This window comes from Sphaerisporangium sp. NPDC049002 (assembly GCF_040649355.1).
GTDB lineage: Bacteria > Actinomycetota > Actinomycetes > Streptosporangiales > Streptosporangiaceae > Sphaerisporangium.
In genome coordinates this window covers 1-1,133 of the sequence record NZ_JBEZFH010000453.1, presented here as the reverse complement: position 1 = coordinate 1,133, position 1,133 = coordinate 1, and the positions used below count along the sequence as shown (strand labels likewise).

Genomic DNA, 1,133 nt, shown 5'->3' with positions numbered 1-1,133 from the left:
GACCACGGTGGCCACCCGACCAACGAGGTCGGCGACCTGGTGGACGGCATCTCCGCCTCGACGACGTCACCATCAGAGCCCTGCGCGCCGTACTCGAGCTGTGCGACAAGGCCCTCAACGATGGCGACCGGGCCGTCCCCGTAGACCTGATCCACAGCCGCATCCATGAAGCCCTCATCCAGCAGGACACGGCATGGCAACACCAGCCATGATGCGCGCTGCGGTCCTGTCCAGTGACGGCTGCTACCGCTACCACCTGGCGAGACGTTGGGCCGAGGGGGCTGCGGTCACCTTCGTGATGCTGAACCCCTCGACCGCGGATCACCATGTCGACGACCCGACCATCCGCCGATGCGTGGGGTTCGCCCGCGCCTGGGGGTATGGGGGGCTCGCCGTGGTGAACCTCTTCGCCTGGCGAGCCACTCGACCGGTCGACCTGGGCGCTGCAGGTGACCCGGTAGGCCCGGACAATGACGAGCACCTCGTGGCGGCAGCGCGGGACGCGGTCACAGCGGGGGCGCCGTTGGTGGCCGCGTGGGGAGCGCACGCGCCGGCCTGGCGGGTCGAGCAGGTCCTGGCGCTGCCCGGGATGCGCGGGTTGACGGCACTCGCGCTCACCCAGGCCGGCCATCCGCGCCATCCGCTCTATCTCCGGGCGACCCTCAAGCCGCAGCCGTGGAACACGGTAGAGCCGATAAACGGCGCCGCTTGATGGCCTGACCAGCGAAAACGGCACTAAATGCGTGTGGGGTTACACCGCGTGGGGGTATGATCTCAGTGGCATTCGAACAAACCCCAAGACGGGGGTGACCCAATGTACGCGACCAGGACCCAGCCCTACACCCACGCCGCCCGAGAGTGGCCGAACCCCGATTCAGGTCGCATCGAATGCCGCGTGTGCGGAGAACCGCTCACTGGATACGGGGACACCCTCAGGCACCAGGGCGAGGTGTTCCGCCCCACCGTGCCCGCGACGGCCGACGCCGCAGCGTTCGACGCCGCGTGGAATGAGGCGTCCCGGGCCCTGGAAGACATGCTGACCGACCGGGTGAACGACCGCGACCGTGCTCGCGCCGTCGTCGAGAGGCTCTACGCCTGCGGCGCGCTGCGCCCGCGCCGGTCGCAGTGGCGCC

At 69.5% G+C, this 1,133-nt stretch carries 2 protein-coding genes; both read left to right on the top strand.

Going from position 1 to position 1,133, the window contains the following annotated elements:
* The first annotated feature begins 193 nt into the window (after positions 1 to 193).
* Positions 194 to 712 (top strand): DUF1643 domain-containing protein, encoded by a 519-nt coding sequence (locus tag AB0B89_RS36460; RefSeq protein WP_358562370.1) that lies wholly within the window; start codon positions 194 to 196, stop codon positions 710 to 712.
* Positions 713 to 814: 102 nt separating this feature from the next.
* Positions 815 to 1,133: hypothetical protein (locus tag AB0B89_RS36455; protein WP_358562367.1), on the top strand; the 319-nt coding region annotated here is incomplete at its 3' end.